The following is a 5,295-nucleotide window of genomic DNA, read 5'->3' as shown; positions in this document are numbered from 1 at the left end:
AGGGGGAGGTGGTGGGCATGGTGGGCCGGGCCTCAGCTTCCGCTCTTGGCGGGGTCCTTGAGACCGACCGTCGCGTAGTCGATCGCTCCGCCGAACGAGGTGTGGCCGTAGGCGCCGGCGATGTTGGTGCCGAGCAGCAGCGGCATGCGCTCGATGACGGTGGGCGCCGTCGGGGCCTTGGCGAGGATCTCCCCGTCCAGCGCCTGCCACGCCTTGTCCGCCTGCGCCGAGTCGGTCATGGCCGCGATCTCGTCCATGCGCCGCATGGTCGCCTTGTCGCGGAAGAGCGAGTGGTTGCCGGAGTTGCCCTTCTCCTTGATGTAGCGGCCGTCGAAGACGAAGGGGAGGAAGGTCGAGCCGGAGGGGTAGTCCGGGCACCAGCCGGTGTAGACGAGGTCGGTGCGGTTCTTGGTGTCGCCGATCGTGTCGTAGAACGCGGAGGGATCGACGGTCTCGATGGTGACCTTGATGCCGGCGCGGCCGAGGGACTCCTGGATGGCCTCGCCGACCGCTTTGCGGCCGTTGGAGACGGTGATGCTCGTCGTGAAGCCGTCGGGCTTCCCCGCCTCCTTCAGCAGCTGCTTCGCCTTCTCCACGTCCCCGGTGAGCGGGATCTTCAGCGTGTCGGGCTGCCTGCCGCCGTCGAAGAGGGAGCCGGGCATGAGGGCGGTGGCCACGTCGTTGAGGGCGGGGCCGCCGGAGGCGGTGAGGACGGCCTGCCGGTCGAGGGCGTACTGCACCGCCTGACGGACCTTCACGTCGTCGAAGGGTGCGCGGCCGGTGTGCATCTGGACCATCTCGGTGCAGCTGGTGGACTCGGCGAGCAGTCGCGCCTTGACGTCGGGCTTGGTGAGCACCTTCGGGGTGGACTCAGGGCGCAGCTTGCCCCAGGACACGGCGGACGCGTCGGTGCCCGAGCTCGCGATGAGCCGGTCGTCGATCTGGTTGGCCTTGAGCCCCATGGTCATCACGATCCGGTCCGGGTACGCCTTGCGGACCTGGTCCGTCGCCGGGTCCCAGTGCGGGTTGCGGACCAGGACCAGCTGCTTGTCGCGGGCGTACGACTCGATCTTGTACGGCCCTGACGAGAAGGGGCGGTTGTCGTACTGCGGGCCCTTGTCCCGGGACCGGGGCACCGGGGCGAAGGTCGGCAGCACCGTGGCGTACGGGAACTCGGCGAAGGGCTTGCGCAGTTCGAAGACGATGGTGTGGTCGTCGGGCGTCTTGACGGAGTCGAGGTGCCTGCCCTGGGAGGGGCCCTGGTAGCCCTCGGCGCCGGCGAGGTAGCGGGCCGCGTAGTCGGGGCCGCCGGGCAGGTCGGGGGAGAAGGACCGCTCCACGTTGTACTTGACGTCCTGGGCGGTGATCGGTGTGCCGTCCTCGTACTTCAGGCCCTTCTTCAGCCGGAAGGTCCAGGTCTTCGCCCCGTTGGTGGCGGTACCGAGGTCCTCGGCGAGGTCGGGGACCAACTCGCCGCCCTTCGCGCCCGGTTCGGCCCGGTACGTGACGAGGGTGCGGTAGAGCAGGCGGGTGCCGAAGTCCATGTCGCGCATCACCCAGTTGCGGGCCGGGTCGAGGTGGGTGAAGTCCTGGTCGGACAGGACGGCCAGGGTGCCGCCCTTTCGCGGGGTCCCGCCGACCGTGGCGCCGTTGTTGGCGGTGGCGGGGTTCTTGCGGCCCCTGTCGTCGGCGGCTCCGTGCCCGCCGGAACATGCGGTGACGCCGAAGGTGAGGGCGGCCGCCAGGGCGGTGGCCAGCGTGGTGCACGTGCGCTTGTTCATGAGTGGGTCACTCCGAGTGCGGTGCGGTCGGACAGCCGGGAGCGGCTGGAATGTGACCGGTAACATAGTAATGTGAAATTGCACTGACAACCCGTCGGGATGCCCGTTACCCATCCGTGTCCGAGACGCACGAGGGACCCATGAACCCCGCATACGCGACCGTCGACCGCACCTTCACCGTCCCCCTGGACCACCGCGACCCCGGCGGCCCCACCATCGAGGTCTTCGCCCGAGAGGTCGTCGATCCCGCTCGCGCGAGCGCCGAACGGCCCTGGCTGCTCTACCTCCAGGGCGGCCCCGGCGGTAAGGCGCCCCGCCCGTCGGCCGGTTCGCCCGGCTGGCTCGACCAGGCCCTGAAGACCCACCGCGTGCTGCTCCTCGACCAGCGCGGCACCGGCCGCTCCACCCCCGTCACCGCCCGCACCGCGGCCCGCTTCGCCACGTCAGACCAACTGGCCGCGTACCTCGCCCACTTCCGCGCCGACTCGATCGTCGCCGACGCGGAACTGATCCGCCGACGCCTCTGTGGAGACGCCCCGTGGGAGACGCTCGGCCAGAGCTACGGCGGCTTCCTCACCCTCACCTACCTCTCCCAGGCCCCCCAGGGGCTGCGCGCCTGCTACGTCACCGGCGGCCTGCCGGGCCTCACCGCCACCGCCGACGACGTCTACGCCCGCACCTACCCCCGCGTCCGCGACCGCGTCCTCGACTTCTACGCCCGATACCCCGAGGACGCCCCGCGCCTGCGCAAGCTCGCCGATCACCTCGCGACCGACGACACCCGCCTGCCGAACGGCGACCGGCTGACCCCGCACCGGCTGCGCACGCTCGGCCTCGTCCTCGGCGTGGGGGACGGGTTCGAGCGCCTGCACTGGCTGCTCGACGAAGCCATGGACCCGGACGGCGAGCCCACGGACACCTTCCTGCACCAGGTCATGACCCTGACCGGCTTCACCGACAACCCGCTGTTCGCCGTCCTGCAGGAGACGCTGTACGGGCAGGGCGCCGGCCCGACCAGCTGGGCGGCCTCCCGAGCCCTCGCCGACTTCCCCGAGTTCGCCGCGGACGCCGACCCCCTGCTGCTCACCGGCGAGATGATGTACCCCTGGATGTTCCGCGAGATCGAGGGCCTGCGTCCCTTCGCCGACGCCGCCGACCTCCTGGCCGCCCGCACGGACTGGCCGCCCCTCTACGACCCGCGGCGCCTCGCCGCCAACGAGATCCCCCTCGCCGCGATCGTCTACCACGACGACATGTACGTCGACGCGGGCCTCTCGCTGCGCACGGCACGCGAGGTCGGCGCCACCCGCGTCTGGGTGACCAACGAGTGGGAGCACGACGGCGTATCCGCCTCCGGCGGCCGTGTCCTGGCCCGCCTGATGGACATGGCTGTCGGCCGCGCGTGATTCCGCCCCCGCCCCGCTCCCGCGAACATTGCGAACATGCGGGGCGCCTCGCGGAGCTGGTGACGTCGAGGTGGGCCGCGAACGTCTCTGCGCTGCGGGCATCGGGGGCGCCGCCATCATGGGCCGGAGGGGAAGGGCGCATCCGCGCCGAGGCCGACGGCGAGGTCGCGCGGAACTGCTTGAGGCGGGCGAAGCATCGTTCGACTACGTTGCGGGCGCGTTAGATGTTCAAGTCCAAGATCTGACTATTCGGCGTTGCCACAGGTCAGGGGCATCATGTGCCCCCCTCAGGTCAGCAAATGGTCAGCATGCGTCCCGGACGTGTCCCCGCTTGCCGGCCTGCGACCGACAGTGCGGCGCCTGAGCAGGTTCTTGGGCCGGAACGGATGGTGCGTACATGTCCCGACAGCTCGTCCGCGGCATGGGGTCCTTCTTCAAGGACTGCGGCTGCACGAAGCCGACCCGCTGCCCTCACCCTGACTCGATCCGTTCTCGGGACGCGCTGGGCAGGCAGCGCGAGGAGTCCGGATACGGCACGCAGGACGAGGCGATCGAGCGACTGTCGATCGTGGACGGCACCCTGATCACAGTCCGAGACCGGAAGACGGGGCGTCCTCGCGCGACTACCGGTTCTCGGCGAACGTGCAGGTCATCATCGATGCCGACACGAAACTGTGCGTTCGCGGCGCGTTTGGCTGTGCGGACGTTCTGACCCGGCGGCTTCGGCGGACGGCGAATCTCCCGGCAACGGCCGGCACCGCTGCTCCGGAGGCGTGCTCCAGGTATGTGAGCCTGCATGCGGGCTTTGTGGAACGTGGTGCTGTAGGGGCGGTGTCGAAGGTGTGGAGGCCCGTAGCGGACATCATGTCCCGCCGGGGTCGCGGGCCGCTGAAGTACTGGCGGTCCTGGTTGCCGTAGCGGCAGGAGCTGTCGAGTTCCTCTTCGGTGTAGGTGACCGGCTCGTCATCCGTCGGCAGGTCCTCCGGCTCGCCTTCGCCGTGGTCGGTGAGGTCGCGCCACCGCTGCACGTCTTTGGCAAGCGCCCAGAGGTAGGAGGCGCGCCTTGGGTCCTGGGTGTTGCGGACCCGCACGGCTACGTGTTCGCCGTCGGCACTGGTGACGACGAGTTCATCCAGAGCGGTGGCGCGCTCCTGCGGGAAGCACAGGGCGGGAAGGAACCAGCCGCTGTGGAACTTGCCGCAGTGGGAACCCGTTTCAGGGCAGGATCGCTCGCTGCTCGCGGTGCACTTCCAGATTTGGAGGTGCCGCACACCACCTCGGACGATCATCGTTAGGGGCGAGACGATGCGCTGCCAGGGCACGTCGTCGACCCTCGTCCATGGTGCGCGATCGATGATCTCCGACGACGCGTCGCCGGTCACCCAGAGGGGCGCTATGCCGTTCTCCCGGGCCCGCCCGGAGCGCCGCCGTACTCGGCGCGCACTGATAGGGGAGTACTGCGCCTCCCACCCCACCCGTCCGCCGACACCCGACACCAGGACGTCGGTGACGATCCGGCCGTCCGACGACCGAGCCTCCACCTGGACGTCAAGCCCGTGACGGAAGGCGGAGCGGGCTACGCGCTCCTTCGTGGCCTTGTGCTTGTCGCTTTGCTCGGGCGTCGCGGCGTGCGTCAGCGGTAAGTGTGCGGCCACCCACACGACACGGCCGGCGCGGCGCTGCCGACGTACGAACATCCACGGCGTCTTGTCGGCGAGTGCGCACTGGCAATCGCCGCCCTGGTAGTCGGTCAGGCACTGCAGAAGATCACGGTCCCGCTCGCCGACCGGCCGGGTGATTTCTTCCAGCAGTCCAGGGTGGTCCGGGTGGCCCAAGTCCTCGAAGGTCAGATTGATCGTGATGCCGTACTTGGTGTGGTACACCCCGTTGGCCATGGAAAAGGCGATAAGCGCTCGACCGAAGTGCGGGAAGAGCGCCCGCAGTTGGCGGAGACAGCAGTTCTGATGGTCGGCGTCCACGCGGCGGATCCCATTGTCCTGGCACGGCCAAGGGCGTGTCTTCCTGAAGACACGGGGCTGTGGCCGCGCTGATCGGCCGGAACTTCCACTCCCGCAGACCACACCACGCCCTAGGGCGTGTTTCAGAAG

At 69.5% G+C, this 5,295-nt stretch carries 3 protein-coding genes and 1 pseudogene; 2 read left to right on the top strand and 2 right to left on the bottom strand.

The genetic code is table 11. From position 1 onward, the window contains the following. Window positions 1-32: 32 nt before the first annotated feature. The gene (locus CCN56_RS20290; protein WP_086828776.1) at window positions 33-1,781 is read right to left on the bottom strand and encodes an ABC transporter substrate-binding protein; all 1,749 of its coding nucleotides are present in this window, start codon (window positions 1,779-1,781) and stop codon (window positions 33-35) included. A gap of 140 nt (window positions 1,782-1,921) precedes the next feature. Between CCN56_RS20290 and CCN56_RS20285 the strand changes: the two genes are divergently transcribed. Together CCN56_RS20285 and CCN56_RS44695 are read left to right on the top strand one after the other, a co-directional pair. After that, on the top strand, window positions 1,922-3,187 hold the full coding sequence (locus CCN56_RS20285; RefSeq protein ID WP_086828774.1) for an alpha/beta fold hydrolase: 1,266 nt from the start codon (window positions 1,922-1,924) through the stop codon (window positions 3,185-3,187). 544 nt (window positions 3,188-3,731) lie between these two features. Continuing rightward, window positions 3,732-3,877: pseudogene (locus CCN56_RS44695) on the top strand (IS5/IS1182 family transposase); the annotation flags it as partial. Here the strand turns inward: CCN56_RS44695 and CCN56_RS43300 are convergent. Beyond that, entirely contained in the window at window positions 3,811-5,166 is a 1,356-nt protein-coding gene (locus tag CCN56_RS43300; protein WP_179199916.1) for a hypothetical protein, read from the bottom strand. The pseudogene CCN56_RS44695 and the gene CCN56_RS43300 sit on opposite strands and share 67 nt — an antisense overlap. Between the last annotated feature and the right edge of the window lie 129 nt (window positions 5,167-5,295).

Origin of the sequence: Streptomyces sp. NRRL B-24572, from assembly GCF_002156145.1 — a bacterium.
Taxonomy (GTDB): Bacteria; Actinomycetota; Actinomycetes; order Streptomycetales; family Streptomycetaceae; genus Streptomyces; species Streptomyces vietnamensis.
This window is presented reverse-complemented; position numbering and strand designations above follow the sequence as displayed.